The sequence below is a fragment of the Chroococcidiopsis cubana SAG 39.79 genome (genome assembly GCF_003991895.1).
GTDB classification, from domain to species: Bacteria; Cyanobacteriota; Cyanobacteriia; order Cyanobacteriales; family Chroococcidiopsidaceae; genus Chroococcidiopsis; species Chroococcidiopsis thermalis.
In genome coordinates this window covers 60974-79428 of sequence record NZ_RSCK01000015.1, presented here as the reverse complement: position 1 = coordinate 79428, position 18455 = coordinate 60974, and the positions used below count along the sequence as shown (strand labels likewise).

14 protein-coding genes and 2 pseudogenes are annotated in these 18455 nt (G+C 44.7%); 8 read left to right on the top strand and 8 right to left on the bottom strand.

What is annotated here, in order from left to right; all coding sequences use genetic code 11:
* The first annotated feature begins 133 nt into the window (after positions 1 to 133).
* From petA to mltA, 3 genes are all read left to right on the top strand, one after another.
* A complete protein-coding gene (gene petA / locus DSM107010_RS12180) occupies positions 134 to 1135 on the top strand; it encodes a cytochrome f (RefSeq protein WP_015154091.1) in 1002 nt (333 codons plus the stop codon).
* Between the two features lie 421 nt (positions 1136 to 1556).
* Positions 1557 to 1808, top strand: coding sequence for a hypothetical protein (locus DSM107010_RS12175; protein ID WP_015154090.1), 252 nt, complete (start codon positions 1557 to 1559; stop codon positions 1806 to 1808).
* Positions 1809 to 1816: 8 nt separating this feature from the next.
* Complete coding sequence (mltA, locus tag DSM107010_RS12170) at positions 1817 to 2998, top strand: murein transglycosylase A (RefSeq protein ID WP_015154089.1); 1182 nt, start codon at positions 1817 to 1819, stop codon at positions 2996 to 2998.
* A 52-nt stretch (positions 2999 to 3050) separates the two neighbouring features.
* Here mltA and DSM107010_RS12165 read toward each other — a convergent pair whose 3' ends face one another.
* Positions 3051 to 7172, bottom strand: coding sequence for an nSTAND1 domain-containing NTPase (locus tag DSM107010_RS12165; RefSeq protein WP_127023043.1), 4122 nt, complete (start codon positions 7170 to 7172; stop codon positions 3051 to 3053).
* Positions 7173 to 7878: 706 nt separating this feature from the next.
* Here DSM107010_RS12165 and DSM107010_RS12160 point away from each other — a divergent pair.
* From DSM107010_RS12160 to DSM107010_RS12150, 3 genes and pseudogenes are all read left to right on the top strand, one after another.
* A complete protein-coding gene (locus tag DSM107010_RS12160) occupies positions 7879 to 8331 on the top strand; it encodes a hypothetical protein (RefSeq protein WP_106166583.1) in 453 nt (150 codons plus the stop codon).
* A 39-nt stretch (positions 8332 to 8370) separates the two neighbouring features.
* The gene (locus tag DSM107010_RS12155) at positions 8371 to 9660 is read left to right on the top strand and encodes a hypothetical protein (RefSeq protein WP_106166580.1); all 1290 of its coding nucleotides are present in this window, start codon (positions 8371 to 8373) and stop codon (positions 9658 to 9660) included.
* Between the two features lie 348 nt (positions 9661 to 10008).
* Positions 10009 to 10425 (top strand): annotated as a pseudogene (locus DSM107010_RS12150) (ISKra4 family transposase); the annotation flags it as partial.
* A gap of 420 nt (positions 10426 to 10845) precedes the next feature.
* Here DSM107010_RS12150 and DSM107010_RS12145 read toward each other — a convergent pair.
* From DSM107010_RS12145 to DSM107010_RS12130, 5 genes are all read right to left on the bottom strand, one after another.
* Positions 10846 to 11958 (bottom strand): L-dopachrome tautomerase-related protein, encoded by a 1113-nt coding sequence (locus tag DSM107010_RS12145; RefSeq protein WP_106166578.1) that lies wholly within the window; start codon positions 11956 to 11958, stop codon positions 10846 to 10848.
* 108 nt (positions 11959 to 12066) lie between these two features.
* Positions 12067 to 12771, bottom strand: a complete 705-nt coding sequence (locus DSM107010_RS12140; RefSeq protein ID WP_106166582.1) for a TMEM175 family protein — start codon at positions 12769 to 12771, stop codon at positions 12067 to 12069.
* Between the two features lie 81 nt (positions 12772 to 12852).
* Positions 12853 to 13023, bottom strand: coding sequence for a hypothetical protein (locus DSM107010_RS38365; RefSeq protein WP_158631776.1), 171 nt, complete (start codon positions 13021 to 13023; stop codon positions 12853 to 12855).
* Between the two features lie 30 nt (positions 13024 to 13053).
* On the bottom strand, positions 13054 to 14232 hold the full coding sequence (locus DSM107010_RS12135) for a zinc-dependent alcohol dehydrogenase (RefSeq protein ID WP_106166577.1): 1179 nt from the start codon (positions 14230 to 14232) through the stop codon (positions 13054 to 13056).
* A 122-nt stretch (positions 14233 to 14354) separates the two neighbouring features.
* Complete coding sequence (locus DSM107010_RS12130) at positions 14355 to 14951, bottom strand: SRPBCC family protein (RefSeq protein ID WP_373425455.1); 597 nt, start codon at positions 14949 to 14951, stop codon at positions 14355 to 14357.
* A 160-nt stretch (positions 14952 to 15111) separates the two neighbouring features.
* Here DSM107010_RS12130 and DSM107010_RS12125 point away from each other — a divergent pair, with 160 nt between their 5' ends.
* Complete coding sequence (locus tag DSM107010_RS12125) at positions 15112 to 15522, top strand: hypothetical protein (RefSeq protein WP_106166575.1); 411 nt, start codon at positions 15112 to 15114, stop codon at positions 15520 to 15522.
* Positions 15523 to 15765: 243 nt separating this feature from the next.
* Here the strand turns inward: DSM107010_RS12125 and DSM107010_RS41215 are convergent.
* Both DSM107010_RS41215 and DSM107010_RS39570 read right to left on the bottom strand, forming a co-directional pair.
* Positions 15766 to 16464, bottom strand: a pseudogene (locus DSM107010_RS41215) (ISL3 family transposase).
* Between the two features lie 147 nt (positions 16465 to 16611).
* A complete protein-coding gene (locus DSM107010_RS39570) occupies positions 16612 to 16920 on the bottom strand; it encodes a transposase family protein (protein WP_199755504.1) in 309 nt (102 codons plus the stop codon).
* A gap of 442 nt (positions 16921 to 17362) precedes the next feature.
* Between DSM107010_RS39570 and DSM107010_RS12115 the strand changes: the two genes are divergently transcribed.
* Positions 17363 to 18451: a response regulator gene (locus DSM107010_RS12115; protein WP_106166574.1), complete on the top strand. Its 1089-nt coding sequence runs from the start codon at positions 17363 to 17365 to the stop codon at positions 18449 to 18451.
* Positions 18452 to 18455 lie beyond the last annotated feature (4 nt).

The following is an 18455-nucleotide window of genomic DNA, read 5'->3' as shown; positions in this document are numbered from 1 at the left end:
TTGTAGCGTATGAGTCTTGATGATTAGGGAGTCGGGAGTCGGGAGTCGGGAGTCGGGAAATTTTGACTTTTGACTTTTGACTTTTGACTTTTCCCTTTACCCCTTACTCCTAGTTTTAATTAGTTGTCTGCCGATGAAAAGAGTTTCGATCCGAGCAAGATGGTCTTGCAGTGCTAGAGCGATCGCCAAGATGGTGCTGGTGGCGATCGCTACAGTAGCCTTTTTCTTCTCTAGCGATTTTGCCCTGCCACAAGCGGCTGCTGCCTATCCTTTCTGGGCGCAGCAATCCTATCCTGAAAGCCCTAGAGAAGCAACCGGACGTATTGTCTGTGCTAACTGCCACCTAGCGGCAAAACCAACAGAAGTAGAAATACCGCAATCGGTATTGCCCGATAGCGTGTTTGAGGCAGTCGTAAAAATTCCCTACGACACTAACGTTCAACAAGTTGTTGCCGATGGCTCTAAAGGTGGGCTTCAGGTTGGTGCGGTTTTGATGTTACCAGAAGGCTTCAAAATTGCTCCTCCCGAACGCATCTCTGAGGAAATGAAGGAGAAAGTTGGCGATCTTTATTTCCAACCCTACAGCGAAGACCAGGAAAATGTGGTCATCGTCGGACCCCTTCCTGGCGAACAATATCAAGAAATTGTCTTCCCAGTCCTTTCGCCCGACCCAGCTAAAGACAAGAGCGTTCATTTTGGTAAATACCCCGTTCACGTCGGTGGTAACAGAGGACGCGGTCAAGTCTACCCCACTGGTGAAAAGAGTAATAACGCTGCTTATACTGCTTCTGCTGCTGGCACAATTTCCAAAATTGCCAAAGTGGAAGATGAATTTGGTAATGCTAAATACGAAGTTAGCATCCAGACTGAATCTGGAGAGACAAAAGTTGACACCGTTCCGGCTGGACCTGCTTTTATCGTCTCTGAAGGACAAACAGTTGCAGCTGGTGATGCTTTGACCGATAACCCCAATGTAGGTGGCTTCGGTCAAGATGACGGAGAAATCGTGCTACAAAGTTCTACCAGAGTACAGTGGTTGTTGGCATTCTTGGCAGCAATTATGTTGTGTCAAGTTCTACTAGTACTGAAGAAAAAGCAGGTAGAAAAAGTCCAAGCAGCTGAAATGAATTTCTAAGTGAAGGTATCATCCGGTAGAGCCGGAATTACTTTTGTGTAGGACAGGCATTTTGCTTGTTTTCTATAACTGAAACTGATAAGACAGGCATCATGTCTGTCTTTTTTTTGTGACCACAGATATACAGATTGCGATCGCAACATTAGGTAAGCTCGAAAACTGTAATTTTTTGCAAAATAGCTCACAAAAAAGAGAACACTTAGATTTAGTAGCACCAGAAATTAAACTTTAATACCGTCAGAACAAAATCAGTGAATTAAATTAATCGAACGATTAAAGTTTTTAAATCACTTTAATAAAAGTTAAATATTTGTCACATAAATATTTTCACTACACTCAAAACTTATAATGCTCTACTATTCTCATTTTGGTGAAAAGTAGTTGACAATTGACTGAACGAGTTTGAGAATTTTGAGACAGTATGCCTAGAAATCCAAGCGAATATGCGGTACACATTTTAATGGAAGGCGGACACCGAGAAGAAATTCGGTTTACCGACGTGCAAGATTTCCAGAAGTGGTTTGGTAACGAGCTGTCACCGAAAGCCGCTTCTAATGACTTTATCAGCGTCCCGATTAAAAACATTCAGGGTGAGTACATGGTAGTGCGTCCATCGCGCATCTTGGCAATTCGAGTAGAACCGATGTTTAGTTCTAGTGTAGAAAGATTTTAGTCAGAGGCATGAGAAAGAAGATAGCTTCGATCGCCCTTGGTGTGGGAGTCGTCATTTTTACCGCTAGTTCGTTCCCTGTCGCCCGCGCCGTACCGCGCTTGTTGAGCGTGACACAGCAACAAAATCTTGCTTGTTGTCAGCCCGAACTCTTGGGATTAGACGAGCAAATTTGGGGTGAAAAGGGGCAAGCAGGAGACTGGCGATCGCTACTACGATCGATCGACCATAGTTTGAAGTATATTCAATCGCCAGCAGCGGCGAGGGCATATCGCAAATATCCAGTTAAAGGGATTACCCGCGATCGCGTTTGGCGCAGTTTAGTGCGCTTTCGGCAATTAGTCGTGAAATCTCGTACTCCCGCCGAACTACAAGCCGCAGTCAGGCGCGAATTTGATTTCTATCAATCTTCTGGGCGCAATGGCAGAGGAGAAGTCTTATTTACGGCATACTACGAACCGATATATTTAGCTAGTCGCGTCCCTACCGCAGAATTTCGCTACCCCCTTTATCGTTTACCTCCTAACTTTGACAAATTGCAACATTTAACTCGGTGGCAATTAGAAGGTAAAGATGGCTTGTCGGGATCGAAAAATCGGCTGCGAGGGCTAGAAATTGTCTGGCTGCGCGATCGCTTAGAAGCACTGTTAGTCCAAATTCAAGGATCTGCCCGTTTGCTGCTTCCAGATGGCAAGATGATGACTCTCGGTTACGCTGGCAAAACAGCCCATCCCTACGTCAGTCTTGGTAAGGAACTTGCAAAAGACGGCAAATTGCCTTTAAGCGGTTTAACCTTACCCGTGATGATCGATTATTTCCGCAGGCATCCAGAGGAATTGAATAACTACATTCCCCGCGTGCGAGGTTTCGTCTTCTTTCGCGAAACTCACGGCGCACCTGCAACTGGTAGTCTTGGAGTGCCAGTGACAGCAGAACGTTCGATCGCAACGGATAAATCTCTGATGCCCCCTGGTGCATTAGCATTGATGCAAACCGCACTGCCCTTTGCTAGCAATTTCGGTCAGCTAGAGTATCGAAACGTCAGCCGCTACGTATTAGATCAAGACACTGGTAGCGCCATCAAGGGAGCAGGTAGGGTAGATTATTTCATGGGTACGGGGCAACTTGCAGGCGATCGCGCTGGCGTGACGGGTAGTCGGGGACACCTCTACTATTTGTTGTTGAAACAGTAAGAGAGAAGAGGTAGGGCGATCGTAATTTTATCGATCTTCAAGCGATCGCTCGCTAAGCCGGATCTCGCCTTGCCTGAAATTCGTCTTTCTGGCGATCGTTCCAGCCACCCCATTTGAGACAAGTATCGCCAGCAACTTTATCTTTAACAAGCAGAGTATGTTCGTGCAGTTGGTTACACGCCATTTTTAGTAACTTTTCAACCTTCAGCTCTCGATCCCATAAGCGCACGGTATTGTCCCAACTGCCGCTGACAATGTACTTGCCATCGGGACTAAAGGCGACTGAGTAAACAGAATCCGTATGCCCTTTAAAAGTACCGACCTGTTGCCCTTGCAGATCCCATAAGCGTATGGTGTTGTCATCACTACCACTGACGATAGACTTGCCATCGGGACTAAAGGCGACTGAGTGGACAGCATCCGTATGTCCTTTAAACGGTTTGCCGATCGCTTGTCCTTGGAGATTCCACAAGCGCACGGTGCCGTCCATACCACTACTGACGATAGACTTGCCATCGGGACTAAAAGCGACTGAGGAGACAATATCCGTATGTCCTTCAAACGGTTTGCCGATCGCTTGCCCTTGAAGATTCCACAAGCGCATGGTGTTGTCCCTACTACTACTGACAATGTACTTGTCATCGGGACTAAAGGCGACTGAGTAAACAGAATCCGTATGCCCTTTAAACGGTTTACCGATCGCTTGTCCTTGGAGATTCCACAAGCGCACGGTGCTGTCACCACCACTAACAATGTACTTGCCATCGGGACTAAAGGCGACTGAGAGAACAGAAAATGTATGTAGATGTCCTTTAAACGGTTTACCAATCGCTTGTCCTTGGAGATTCCACAAGCGCACGGTGTTGTCACCACCACTAACAATGTACTTGCCATCGGGACTAAAAGCGACTGAGTTGACAGCCTTCGTATGTCCTTTAAATGGTTTGCCGATCGCTTGTCCTTGGAGATTCCATAAGCGTATGGTGTTGTCATCGCTACCACTGACAATGCAATTGCCATCGGGACTAAAAGCGACTGACCAGACAGCATCTGTATGTCCTTTAAATGGTTTGCCGATCGCTTGTCCTTGGAGATTCCATAAGCGCACAGTTTTGTCCCTACTACCACTGACAATGTAATTGCCATCGGGACTAAAAGCGACTGAGAGAACAGAATTTGTATGTCCTTTAAATGGTTTGCCGATCGCTTGTCCTTGGAGATTCCATAAGCGCACAGTTTTGTCCCTACTACCACTGACAATGTAATTGCCATCGGGACTAAAAGCGACTGAGTTGACAATATCCGTATGTCCTTTAAATGGTTTGCCGATCGCTTGTCCTTGGAGATTCCATAAGCGTATGGTGTTGTCATCACTACCACTGACAATGTAATTGCCATCGGGACTAAAAGCGACTGACCAGACAGCCTTCGTATGTCCTTCAAAAGGATTGCCAATCGCTTGTCCTTGGAGATTCCACAGCTGTAATTTCCCGTCTGAATGACCTGTAACAATCCTCGTACCATCGGGGCTAATGGCAGCAACATTGCCTACACTACTGAATCGATTTCGTTCTCTAATATCAGTTTGGACGACTTGCAATAAACTAGATTCAACTGGAGCCGTTACATCGTTCGGCTCTGATAAACTCTGACCAGTGGCTTGAATAGCGAGAACTAACCGCTCTACAGGCTTTGCCGTTAGTGAGTAATCTATCTTGGTAACTTTTTCACCTAATTCGGCATTGGTTGCCTGTCTTTTAGCATACTGCGAAAAAACCATACTACTTCCTGCGGCAACTACAGCCAATATAGATACAACTCCCAAACCAACTGCTCTACTCCGAAGCTTTTTATTAGTCTTTTTTTGCTCTTCTGCGCGTTGTTCTGCTGCTTGACGCGCCTTTTCTTCGGCTTGTGCTAGTTGTTGTGCTGCTTCTGCACGTTGTTCTGCTGCTTGACGTGCCTCTTCTTGATATTGTGCTAGTTGTTGTGCTATTTCTAGACGTTGCTCTGCTTGTTGACGTGCCTCTTTTTGAAATTGTGCTAGTTGTCGTTCTTTTTCTAATTCTCGTTGTCTGCTTTCTTCCTCTTGCTGACGCAGGCGATCGCGCAGTTTTTGACTTTCCTCAATATACTCCTCTGCTAGTCCATCCAACATCCCTAATGAACTATATTTTTCTAAATACTCTTCTGCCCACCCTAATCTCGTTTCTTGAAGTAAGTATTCTGGTTTACGTTCATTTTCCTGCCATTCCTGTGCAGAGGCTTCAATTCTGCGTTCGATCGCGATCGCGTTTTGATATTCTCTTTTCCACTCATTTAACTGCGTCCAGTGGCGGAGCAAAGCTTCATGGACAACATCTAAAATCACATCATGGGATTCTTCATCATCCGTTTTTGTAATTAACCGTGCATCTTTATCGGCTAACTTCTCGCTAACTTGTTGCAGCAGTTCGAGGGAATGATGAGAATTAGCCATCTCGTGTAAACGCGCGCGCCGCCGTGTATCCGTGGTTTCTCCCATCTGAGTCAATTCTAGAAAAATTCGCCGCGCCACAGTTTTTTCTTCAGCTAAGAGACTGTTGTAGATTTCATCTGCACGTTTTTGTAACGTTCCCTCAATCCCACCTAAACCCTCATAAGTTTTTAGATAAAGAAACTTTTCTCCTTGCTGTCTCGACTCGCGCCATAATTCTGTCAGGGTATATTGCAGCAGAGGCAGACTTCCAGGATAATCCTCAACATCGTCAATCAGTTTGCGTTTTAACTCTCCTTCTATGCCTACTCCTACCAAATCGGCAGGTTTAGTAATAGCTGCTTCAATTTCCTGAGAGTTCAAATGTTCGACAATGAAATGTTTATCAATCTTTTCAGCTACTTGGGGATATTCTCGCAGTCTTGCCCGAAAATCCGATCGCATCCCAATTAAAATACAAATTGTATCTACACTATCAATTAATTCTCGCAAAAATTTAAAGAATTCTTTCTGTTTGCTTTCATTGCACATGGTAAAGCATTCTTCAAATTGATCGATAATCAAGACGGTAGGTGTGTTTAGGACTTTTAACTTCTCCACCGTCTGATGAAAAATATTTACCGTTGCATTTTGAGACAAGGAAAGGTCGGGAAACGAACGCGAAAAAGCAGCCAATAAACTTTTAAGAGGAGTTTCTTTAGGGGTAAATGGAGTAATATATATCCAGCGATCGCTCCCTGAAATCTCCTGTCCAAGCTTCAGTCCATAAAGTAATCCAGCCCGGAGTAAAGATGATTTTCCACTACCAGAAGCTCCTAATACAGTGATTAAGCGCTGTTTATTTCCTAGCTTTTGAATTAACTGCTTTGTCAATGCTTCCCTTCCGTAAAACACCTCTGCATCTTCTTTATTCTCGCTAAAATACGACAGAGAACGATAAGGACATTTATCCTGAAAGCTTTTTTTAGGTAATCCAGTCGTTAGCAGAATTGCTCGTTGAGAATTAGCAATTAAGGGACGCTGACTTGTTTGCGCCATGCGCTTTTCGATATAATCTGCTAATTTGTGGCTATTTACAATCCCATCTGGATCGTTTTGGGGATTTAATCCTTCAAGTAACGCTTGTGTCAACAATCCCTGTTCGTGAGGAATTTCTACTCCAGTTTCATAGGAACGAGTGGCAGTAATTAAACAGTAATCTTTGTCTGTGGGAATATATCCGATCAATTCACCGCTATAACAACAATCTAGCCAAACAATCGCTCGTTTTACTTGGCTTTTTCGCAATTGCTCTCCCAGCCATCTCAGAGATATACCATAGATTTTTTCTTCAGGAAATGCATCGCTAGTCGCTAAAAAGACTTCTCTTTCCCCATTAATAGTGTGATACCATCCATGTCCTGAAAAGAAGAACAAAGCTGTTTCAGCGGGTGGGTTTGGCGGAGGAGGATTGAAGAGATTTGTAATTGCTTCTCGCAGTTCTTTCGCCTTGACAACTGCTTGAAGATCGTTTTGACTCTCTCCTTTTTGATTTGAGGTTTCTGGTAAACGCTGAACGCGAAAGGTTCTATAACCGTATTGTTCTATCTTTTCCGCAATTTTTTTCGCATCCTGTGTTGCTGCTGTTAGCGGTTTCAGTTTGCTAAAATCTGGATAGTAATTAATCCCAATAACTTGAGCTGTCCATTCAGATGCCATTTTCCTACTTCGCTAATGATTGGAACAGTTGTTGAAGCTAGCGGCGATCGCCCCTGACAATATTACACACCACAAATTAGAGATATTCTTCACTAGTTAACTTAAGTTTTACAGAAAAATCGGTTGCAAATCCTGCAATTTTTAGATTAAAAATTTGTTAAAACTTTGCAAAGTTAAAACTATGCGATCGTTTATACTAAATCGAGATAATGAAGCGATCTAAAAGTTTCGTTTAATTTGTAAAAATTAGCACGTAGAGTGGGTAAGGCTTACTTATTTTTTTATGCGAAGAATGTTATATCAAAGTTAGATTATTAACACCGATCGAGCATAAAAATACTGAGGAAATAGCAACAATTGCTGTGCTAATCGATCTTTCAATTCCAATCCACGATTGATGAAACAGGCATCTATAGCCTTTTTCAATTCGATGAAATACAAGATCTGTAGGGGCGCACAGCTGTGCGCCCCTACGAATGTATCGCATTATAACGAGAATCGCTATAAGTCAATTCAAAGGTATTTTATTACTAGTTATAAAGTATACAGCTTAAATCCAAAGAACTGTTTTATACTTGCAAAATATCATAAAATAATCTCTTACGCGAACATAGATTCGATAACATTTATTTAACCAGGATTTTTCAGTAATCGCAGAGCTTAGGTTTGTTTACATTCAGCAGTAGTGAGTTTAAGGTTGAAACCTATGCAAAACAAGACTGACAGTACTGTAATAGCATTTCTCTTGGCGTTTCAAGACTTAAAAACTTCCCTGAGCAAACAAGAGAAGCAGAAACTTAAAGAAGTTGCGAAGCAATTAAACACTCAACCAAAAGCTTGGGAAAACTATACTAAAAAACTTTTACTGGAGATGATTGCTGCTAATTCTGAATTAGATCGTTCATTTCAATATTATAAAACTCGATTGGATAACATAAAACAACTGCCCAGTAATTTACTTCCTAATGAAGCTGAAACTAATAAGCTCAATGCTTTGGGTAGAACTGCTATGACTAAAGGCTTTAAGCCGAAAACCGAAGCTAGCGGATATGAAAGTCAAATCAATAATGTTGTTATCGTCGTTGGTAGTTCTGAAGCACCAGAAGAAACAGTTAAAAACATTAGCTTTTTAGAGAAAGTGAAAGAATTTTTGCAGTGACTAGTCTAAGTGAATTAATGTTTATCTTCCGAATCTCTCATGAGCGATTTAATCTATCCTACTCTCGATCTATTTATCTACGCTTTAAAAACTCCACTCAATGCAACTCATGAAGAAATCCAAAAAAATAAAATAGCCTTTTTATCTCAATTGCCGGATGGTACTCAAATTGAAGATTCTGACAGTGAAACTGAGCATTCTAAACTTACGAAGCCAGCTCAAATTGACTTCAAATCAAACGATGAGGAATTAGAAGGATACTACTATCCTGTCAGACTTAATGACACTTATGGCTTACAAATTGATTGTTCTGTTAAAAATCAAACCGATCCTCAACCAGCTAAATGTTTTAAAACTCTCAAAACTGAAATTGATAGCAGACATCATAAAGAACTAGCAGTCATTGGACAAACCTGGTTACTTTCTGGTTACCTATCCAAAGACTTATTTCAAAATCCTGAAGATATTGCCCAAGATTGCTATTATGCTTTATTTGAAGACAATAACTACCAACAAAAAAGTAGCGGTACTTTTTTAGGTAGCAGTATTTTTGAATTTTTGGGATCGCGAAATCTGGATCGGAATGAAAGTAGCGATCGCCACGTCGTTATTGCTATTTATTCCAACCGAGAAAGCGCCGAAAAAGCGGCGGAATTTTATTCAGATTGGATGGGTTTATTTTGCTATCGAAACAAAATTACTTGGGCTTATCGGCAAAGCCGTTTGGTCAAAGAATCTTTGATTAAGCATTATGGAAAAATTGAAGAAATTCGCAAGATCATCCACCAAAGCAACTACTGGCAGAAAAAACACAACTTTGCTGGTTCTCGTAAAATCTTAAACAATATTAGCGACACTCTTCAACAATATACTATCGATTTACTCAAACTTTCTTTCCAAAAACAAGTTATTGAAATTAATTTATCTAATTATCAAACTCGCTTAAATTTTATTCAAGAAAAAGCAGATCGAAACGATCGATTAGATTTCTTAGAAAAATTTAGCGATCTAGCTATCAAAAAAGATCTACTGCAACTTACTAAAGACATTGAGAATATGCAACTTGGGTTGCAACTGCTAAAAGATACAAGTAATGCAATTCGCAGTCGTGTTGAAGTTGAAAAATCCGAACGCGATCGCAATTTTCAAGAGTTTGTCGCTGTTGTAGGTGCTGGTGTAGCCACAGTATCTCTACTAAAAGAGCCTGTAAAAGATTGCAAAGATATTTTTAGTAAAACTGACATCTGCAATTACCCTTTCAGTTTCAGTCTTGCAATTGGTGTCCTCGTTGGTTTTGGATTTTGGTTGCTGAGAAAACGATTGCTATAGTAGAAAACTCTGGAGTATGTGGGGTATTGCCTTGAGTAGGCTTCTATAGCTGATAAAACTTGAAAAAGCCCTGAAAATATTGAGTTTCAAAGGTTTTAGTCAAAAAGCGGGTAGCGAGAATCGAACTCACATCAATAGCTTGGAAGGCTATGGAAAAGCTTTAATTTACAGGGGTTTCAGTCATTGAGCGAAAATTTTACCCCAACCCTACCCCAAAATACTTTTCTAAAAGCGTAACAAAAGAGTATTACGAGCAGGACTTGATGGTAAGCCCTCTTTTAAGCAAGGAAAAGAGAGTGATGGGCTGATGACACACAAATTACGAATCATTAACCCTTGAAAGTCTCTATGAGCAGCCAAGAAGTGGTGAAGCGAGACACCATTAAAGTCTATGATATTCAAGCTCCTAAATCGATTATTGATTTAAGTCTACGTCATCGGGAATAGATATCTCTATTGGAAAAAGTCCAAAATGCATTATTGGCAGAACAATCTATTTTGATTGACACAGGTGTTGATGTTTGCCCAAGTTGTGGTGCAAAACTGAAGAAGTTTGGATATAGAGAGTCAGATTTCCATGCGGTCTTCAGTGACCATAAGCTGCGCCTGCAAAAGCATATTTGTAGCGATGCCGAATGCAGATGGCAAAGTTCTCCCAGTATCAAAGCTCTATTTAGCACAAATATCCATCCTGATTTAGCCAAACTCCAGTGTGAGCAAGGGGCATTATATAGCTATCGTGAAGCCGAGCAGAACCTAGAGAAGTTAATAGGACTTACGCATTGACAGGAAATGGACTATGTGCATTCAAGCCCACCTGTGATTTAAGGTGTTCCGGAATAGTGCTCGGCGGCACTGCAAGATGGGTTAGAGATAGAGAATTCATACTGAACCAAGAGTCCTGCAGCAAAGTCGTTAGGCACTACAAAAAGCTAACCTGCTTCGCAGCACGAGCGCGTAGCTTGACAAGGCTTTGTTTTCCCGATTCCTAACCCACTCTCTTGAAAGGCTGACCGATTGAGCAACTTCCTTTCTTCTATGAAACTTCATCTCAATCTGGTATAAGGTGTGCCAGAAGCGGTAGAGTTCCTCTACTGGCTTGTTACACCGTCTTTTCAACTTTGATCGATTGGTTCATGGCCATTGCCTCTTGTGCTTGTTGTGCAACCCTCGCGTTTTCGAGCCTCACCGCAGTAGAACAGGTTGCGCGTCGATGCGAACGCGAAAGAGCGTATACGGCTTTTGGCGCAAGTCTTTTCCCTTTTGGTATCTCGCCTGACGATGCAACTGATTGGCTGTGACGTAGAGGTATCCATCTGCCGCAACGGACATCGTATCGGGCCACAGAAGGCGGGGGTCGTGTACTACCGTTTCCCACTCTCCATCAGAACGGCGACGCAGAACCGCATTATGCTCGTAGTTCGTCGAGTAAATATACCCTGCCGCGTCTGTTTCGAGTCCATCGGAAGCACCGCCCCTGTCTCCTTCATCAATTACGGTTGCAGCAACAGCGCTATCGTCAATCGAGCGATCCACGAGTGCATCAATGGCAACACTGTAGAGCCGTCGGCTAGCAAGCGGGCAGTAGTATAGGCGTGACCCGTCTGCACTTATGGCAATCCCATCTGACCCCATTGTGATTGGCTTGGTCTTCCCGTCCGGCTGACGTTCCAACAGTGGACGACCCTCGACGATTGGGCGGAAATTGGATAGCGCCTCAGCCTTTGTAGATGGATGATCGTGCAGCTTGCGCCAGCTCGCGCCTGATGCCAAATCTACTACAATAATTCCGTTTGCCCCTTGGTCAGACGAATCCGTAATGAATGCTATGCCTTCGGTACCGCGCCGTAGGTCGAAGCGGACATCGTTCAGGTAAGTGGTAGGCAGGGCGACATCTTGGGGAAAGAGGATTGTTTTGATCACGCGATCGCTCGTCAAATCCACACAGACGAGCTTCGGTCCACCATACTGCGTCGGCTGGAACATCGGACTACCCGTGTCGAGAATCCATAGGCGATCAACCGGATCGACAACCACACTTTGCACAGATACAAGCGTCCCAGCGAGGTCATTCGGGTTGGTACGATTGAACGCCTCGTCAGGGTAAGCCACAGGACAACCTTCCCGGATTTCCGCCACGGTGAATGCGACCTCATCACCCCACTTCGGAAAATTGACGAAGATGCGCCCCTGATGTGACACTGTCACGCCGGTTAGCATTGCGCCATCAAAGTGAGCAACTGTCTCCAGCGTGCCTAACGACTCATCGGTGGGTAACTTCTGCAACTGACTAACCATTTTTCTATGTCTCCGCTAAACGTCGGTTGTTTGAATCTCGATTCCGTCTGCTCCACGCTCGTTTACCCTGGCTTGCTTCTCCCTTGCCGCCAGCTAGATTGTGTGAGCTTACTGTTCCAATTTCCCAGCCGCGTTCGGCTGCTCTCCGGGCTTGTAGCGTGGCTTGGGCTGCGGTAGCAGGAAGAAGGCGACGCACAGCAGCGCGATGGCCACTCCGACGCGCGGCACCACGACCGCGACCGGAACTGCGGCGATCTGGATCAGCGTCGCACTGCCGTAGCGGCGCGTCATCTGCCGGAGGAAATCGGGTGCGAGCCGTTCGTCCATCACCCGACGGCCCGGCTTTCCGTAGAACCACTTCGCCATCCAGGTGCAGGCGGTCAGGGCAAGACCAGCAACCAGGGTCACTGACGCGACGGGCTCGAAGCCCGTGCCGAGGTGGAAGCACCAGACGCGGATTGGATAAGGAATGACGACGATTGCCAGTAGGAACAGGAGGTTGAGCGCGCCGAACCAATGATCAGTCTTCGCGTAAATGCGACCTGAATAATGGTGCTGCAGCCAGTAGGCACCGATCACGACATAACAAAGAACCAGCGCGAAATATTCGCGCCACTGCTCGGCCATGGCGCTCGCCAGGTCGCTGTAACCATGCGGACCCTCGGGCGATCCGGGGACCTTGATCTCGACGATCAGCAGGGTCAACGCGATTGCGAAAACCGCGTCGCTGAACCCCTCAAAGCGGTCGAGCCCGCGCTCGGCACCGTGCGTTTCCGCGTTGTTGCGTTGGTTAGGCCCTTTGCGTAGAATCATGTGAGTCGTGTCTCCCATGCAGAAGCCGATCCTCGCGGCGCAGCCGTCGCTAAAGTAGTCAGGCTATAAACATAAATCACCCTAGGGGCGCGTAATTTTTGTAGGACGATCTCCTAAGCCCTTAACTAGTGCCAAGGCCCCAGCGCGGCTCAAGAGTCTGGCGATCGCTTTCGGGTAGGCAGTCCAGCAATCCTCCAACCTGCTTAGATAGGAGCGATTGAACGACCAATGATGCTGGACTGGCTGAATCATCAGCAATTCTAAGGTTGCCTCACTGAGATTTCAGGTACTCTGGCCTGGCTTGAGTACGACCTTGATGCAGTGATCCTTTTTGTGCTTAAAGATCTCGTAACCATCCGGGGCTTGCTCTAGCGGTAAGCGGTGGGTAATCACAAACGAAGGATCGATATCGCCGTTCTGAATGTGCTCCAGTAGCGGGGTAAAATACCTGTGAACGTGGGTCTGTCCCGTTTTCATGGTCAAGGCTTTGTTCATAAAAGCCCCCATGGGAATCTTGTCTACAAAACCACCATAAACACCAGGAACGGACACAGTGCCTCCTTTACGACAGGCAAGGATCGCCTGCCGCAAAGCAGGGGGACGATCGGTTTCTAAACGGACTGCTTGTTTCGCTTTGTCGTATAGTCCCTCCAGTCCCATACCGTGGGCTTCCATCCCCACTGCATCCATCACGGCATCAGGGCCACGACCTCCCGTCATTTCTTTGAGGGCTTCCCCAACATCAACCTGTTCAAAATCGAGGACTTCTGCCCCGCCGTCTTTTGCCATCTGGAGGCGTTCAGGCACACGGTCGATCGCAATTACCCGTTCTGCTCCCAACAAAAAAGCGCTGCGAATCGCAAATTGAGCAACCGGTCCACAGCCCCAGATAGCGACAATGTGACCCGGTCGAATATCACAGTTTTCCGCTGCCATATATCCAGTGGGAAAGATATCCGAAAGGAACAGTACCTGTTCGTCTGTTAACCCGTTGGGAATCTTGCATAGACCGACATCAGCATGAGGAACGCGGGCATATTCTGCTTGACCGCCTGCGTAGCCCCCCAACATATGGGAGTAGCCAAAAATGCCTGAGGGTGAATGTCCCATAATCGCTTCTGCCATAAAGGCATTGGGATTGGTGTTGTCGCACAGGGATGTTAGCGATTGTTTGCAGAAGAAGCAGTGACCACAGGCGATCGGGAATGGATTGACGACGCGATCACCCACCTTAATTCGCTTAACTTCACTACCGACTTCAACGACTTCTCCCATAAATTCATGCCCGAGAATGTCGCCCTGCTCCATCGTCGGAATAAATCCATCGTAGAGGTGTAAATCAGACCCACAAATTGCGGTTGACGTAATTTTGATCACAGCATCTCGTGGGTTAATAATTTTGGGATCGGGGACCGTGTCAACTCCCACTTTATTAGCCCCTTGCCAACAGACTGCTTTCATGATTTTTCTCCATTGTTTGTAGTGAGATGAGCCACTAGGTGGGCTGCAACATTACTTTGATGCATTGGTCTTGCTTGTGCTTGAACATTTCAAAGCCCTGCAACAAGCTGCTTTCATCGTGATTAGTCCTTTGAGTTACGGCGACCCGATGGCTGACCATCGTTTGTGGCAATTTCGCCTGCTTCCATCAGCATTTTGAAGCGGGCAAGATCATCTCCAATTTGCTGTTTTGGGTTTTCGCCAAACAGCTTGGAAATCGCATCTCCAACGACTCCAGCAGGTGCATCATAGGTTGTGGTGACTTTTACCTCAGTCCCTCGATCGCCAGGAGCCGGTTGAAAGTGAACCGCACCAGAGTTCGCAATGTCTGCCCCTTCCACCGAAGTCCAGGCAATCACTTCATTCGGGCGATCTTCAGTGATTCTGGCGTCCCATTCAATGCTGTTGCCCATCGGTGCGCTCGTCACCCAGTGCGATCGCCCATCGTCATAGACATTTACACTTTTAAGATGCCTGGTAAAGCGTGGTAAGTTTTCTAAGTTGTGCCAGAAGCGGTAAAGATCTTCTGCGGATTTTTCAATGGTTACCGTTTTTTCGACTTTAATTGGTTGGCTCATGTCTATTGTCTCCCGTGCTTGCTGTATAGTGCTTTGTTTATCGCAGTTGGACAAATTTGTTTGTCCAAACTCTAATACTAGGAGCGGAGAACAGTGTAGGATAAAAGCTTATTAGCGAGAGGTATGTAGAAGTCTCTTGAAAAAATTTACCCTTCGTATCAGCCTTCTAGACTACTAAAAAAATTAACTACTACAAATCAACACCTGAACCTTAAAGCTTTCAACTAAACCTAACCTCTAACTAAAGGAGGTACTATCGGCTGTGGTATATCGATCCTATAACCTACAAGTAGTGGACAAACACCATCGGCAGCTGGTTAATAAAACTTGTGTCATCTCTGCCAAAGATGACAAGTTGCAAACGATCGAGAATTATGTGATTAATGCTGCTCTTAAGCAGGGCATATCTCAAGACACACATCTGATAGCTTTAGCGGATGGAGCCAACAATTGCTGGTCTGTATTAGAAGTACTACAACCGTATTGTGCTAGCAGTGAGTATATCCTAATTAGCAAGAAATTTCAGAGTGTCAAGCAAGCTTTAGAAGAGACTTTTGCGGAATCCTTAGATAGTGCTAAATGGAAACTTTGGTATGGAGAGTCCCCAGAAGCATTGCTAAAGCTAGCATTACTTCGGGTAACATCAGTGATGAGCACAAAAAGTTTAAACTAGTTGAACTCTATAATAACATCGAGAGTAATCAAACTTACTCTTGTTAATTATTAAGCGCGGGCGCAAGCCAATCAAACTTACACTAGTCAGGTAGCCGAATCACAAATTAAATCATTAATTAATGCCCGACAGAAAAGATCAAAAAAGATGCAGTGAACCAGAGAAGGTGCTCATCAAGTCTTACAAATCAGGGCAAAGATGGAAAGTCAAGAGGCTCTCCCGCAAAACAGGTGATAAATTTTTCTAATATGAAAAGCAAGCTAGTAGCCGTTCGCGAAAGTTGTGAAAATTTACGAAGCCGTAAGCTTGCCGTTTAATCAGTTTAATTCGATTGTTAATTCCCTCCATGACTCCATTGGTTGTTCGGTTCCGAAAATAGTTGCAAATCCCATCTAAATGAGTCCGAATTGTTGCCACAACCTGACTATAAATGGTTCGTGCTTTATGCAACCACTACTCAATCTGCTCCTTGCCCTCCTCAACTGTTAGCAGTTTCTCGTAAATCGCACGGAATTCCTCTTTCCACTGATATGCCCGTCTCAACCGCTTTGAGCGATGTAGAATCTCCTCTAATTTTTGGGTTTCCTCTTGGGTCAAATCCAAGCCATTCTTCCACAAAAGAAACTTGCTTCTACGGTCAAATATACCTACCTGTTTGCGAATCTTATTTAACTCTTCATTCACTACTTTCATCACATGAAAACGGTCAATGACAATTACTGCGTTGGGAAATACTGCTTGAACAACTTTAGGAAACCCTCCCCACATATCCACGCTCACCTCCTCAATTTGTTCGCGTACCCGTAATGGTTGCTGAATCAGGGTTTCAATGATAACTTCCTGCCGATGACTATCGATGACTTCTATTAACTTCCCAGCTTTAATGTCTCCGATAACCGTAACGAAGTTTTTATGCCCTTTGCGCTTGCTGATTTCATCGATTCCAATCCGCTTGACCCCTGACCATCCATCGTTTTTTTCTGAGCGTATTGATGCTTAAAGATGCCTTGAATCCGCTCGAATGTTAGTCCCTCTGCTCGACTAACTTGCTCAATACTTGAGAGTTGTACTTGCTGATAAATATACTCTTCATAGCGCCCTTGTATATTGCCGTCCTTCATTCATGAAAGGTAGAGATTCGGTAAAATACTGCTGACACTCACGGCAATAAAACTGGCGACGGGGAACTTTTAAGTATGTGGCTTGACCAAATACAGATAAATCTCGAATTAAAATCGGGCGATTTTGATGAAGTTCTTCACTAATTTTTTGGCAATGAGGACAACTAGCTGCTTCCGTTAAAAAACGCAACTTCAAATACACTTCATTCGGCTGTTGAGCGCAGCTTTCAACTGTTACATTCGGCAGATTTAGCAATATATCAAGATGCAAGTCCATTTGAATACATACTTTTGAAAGTATTCTATTATACAGTTTTCACCTTAGTTCCGGAAGAACCAGTCAAGAATGGAAGCAGCAATGGCAAGCAACAGTGCTATCTGCCCTAGGAGCAGCAGGTTAGAATTGGCAAGATAATACTCTTTTGTTACGCTTCCTTTCAAGTTCATATCGCCAAACCTGTAAAGCCAGAGGCGTTAGTGGGGGCGAGCGCTAACCTAATCAGCACGGCTGGCAAGCGCTAATCTGATCGGCTGGCATTGGAAGCAGGTATCGCACTGTCTAAAGAGTGCTTGTATCATAGTAAATTGAGCAAGCAATTCTCAGAAGTAAAAATTTTTATCTGCTGAAGTTCTTTTGTACTGCTGTCTTGGGGTGAGAATCTTGAGAAACTGTATAAGTCATGAAAATCAGCGGGTAGGAGGAAGCCAAGATAAAATCCATGAGTGACGAGAACTTTAGAGAATATATTCAACTGATTCATCAGCAAATAGCAGTTCTGCACAATTACATGACGCAGTTATCTCCCCCGCTACAAAAAAAGGTGACTGAAGCTCTAGAGGAGATTGCTGTTGCTCTGGAAAATCTCCAACTGTATATAGAGGAGATGCAGACGAGTTTGGAAGCATCAGCCGTCGTTGAGGAGGAGCTTTTCGGGCAAAATCAACAAGCGATGCAAGAGCGTCAGTATTATTACGATTTGTTTCAATTCAGCCCAGATGCTTATTTGGTGACCGATAGCAATGGAGTCATCCTAAAAGCTAATCGGGCGATCGCTACACTACTACATGTGCCACAAAACTATCTGGTTGGTAAACCACTCGCTGTTTATATTGCACAAAGCGATCGCATGAGCTTTCGCGCTCTTCTCAACCAGCTTCCTTTTGTCAGTGACGTGCAAAATTGGGAGATAAACCTATACCCAAGAGGCGATAACTCGTTTGCAGCGCTTTTGAAAGTGGCGCTTGTCCGCGATGATGCTGGTGCGATCGAGGCATTGCGAATTGGCGTGCATGACATTAGCGAGTACAAGCAGGTTGTTACTCAACCCGCCTTTGCACTTAACCGCGAAGATATCCCAACTGAAGTAACTACTCCCCTCACCGTACTGCCACAAGCCCTTGACGGCTTACAGGTTCTTGTGGTAGATGACGAAGCCGATGCCCGCGAATTTTTTACCGCTGTTTTGGAGTCACATGGTATTCGCGTAACGGCAGTAGCAACCGCCGCAGCTGCGTTAGAGGCAATGGAGCAATTCCATCCCGATGTTTTAGTTAGCGACATTCGGATGCCCTATGAGGATGGGTATAGCTTGATTAGCAAAGTGCGGGAACTGGAAGCCAAGAAAGGATGGCATATTCCGGCGGCTGCGCTTACCGCCTATCTAGAAGAGGATCGCTCAAAAGCACTGGCAGCTGGATTTGAGTCGCATCTGCACAAGCTAGCTCAACCTACAGAGTTGATTGAAATGGTGACTCGATTGGCTGGACGCGCTTCTACAAGCACAAGTGCGATTCGTTCAACTGACTGAAAAA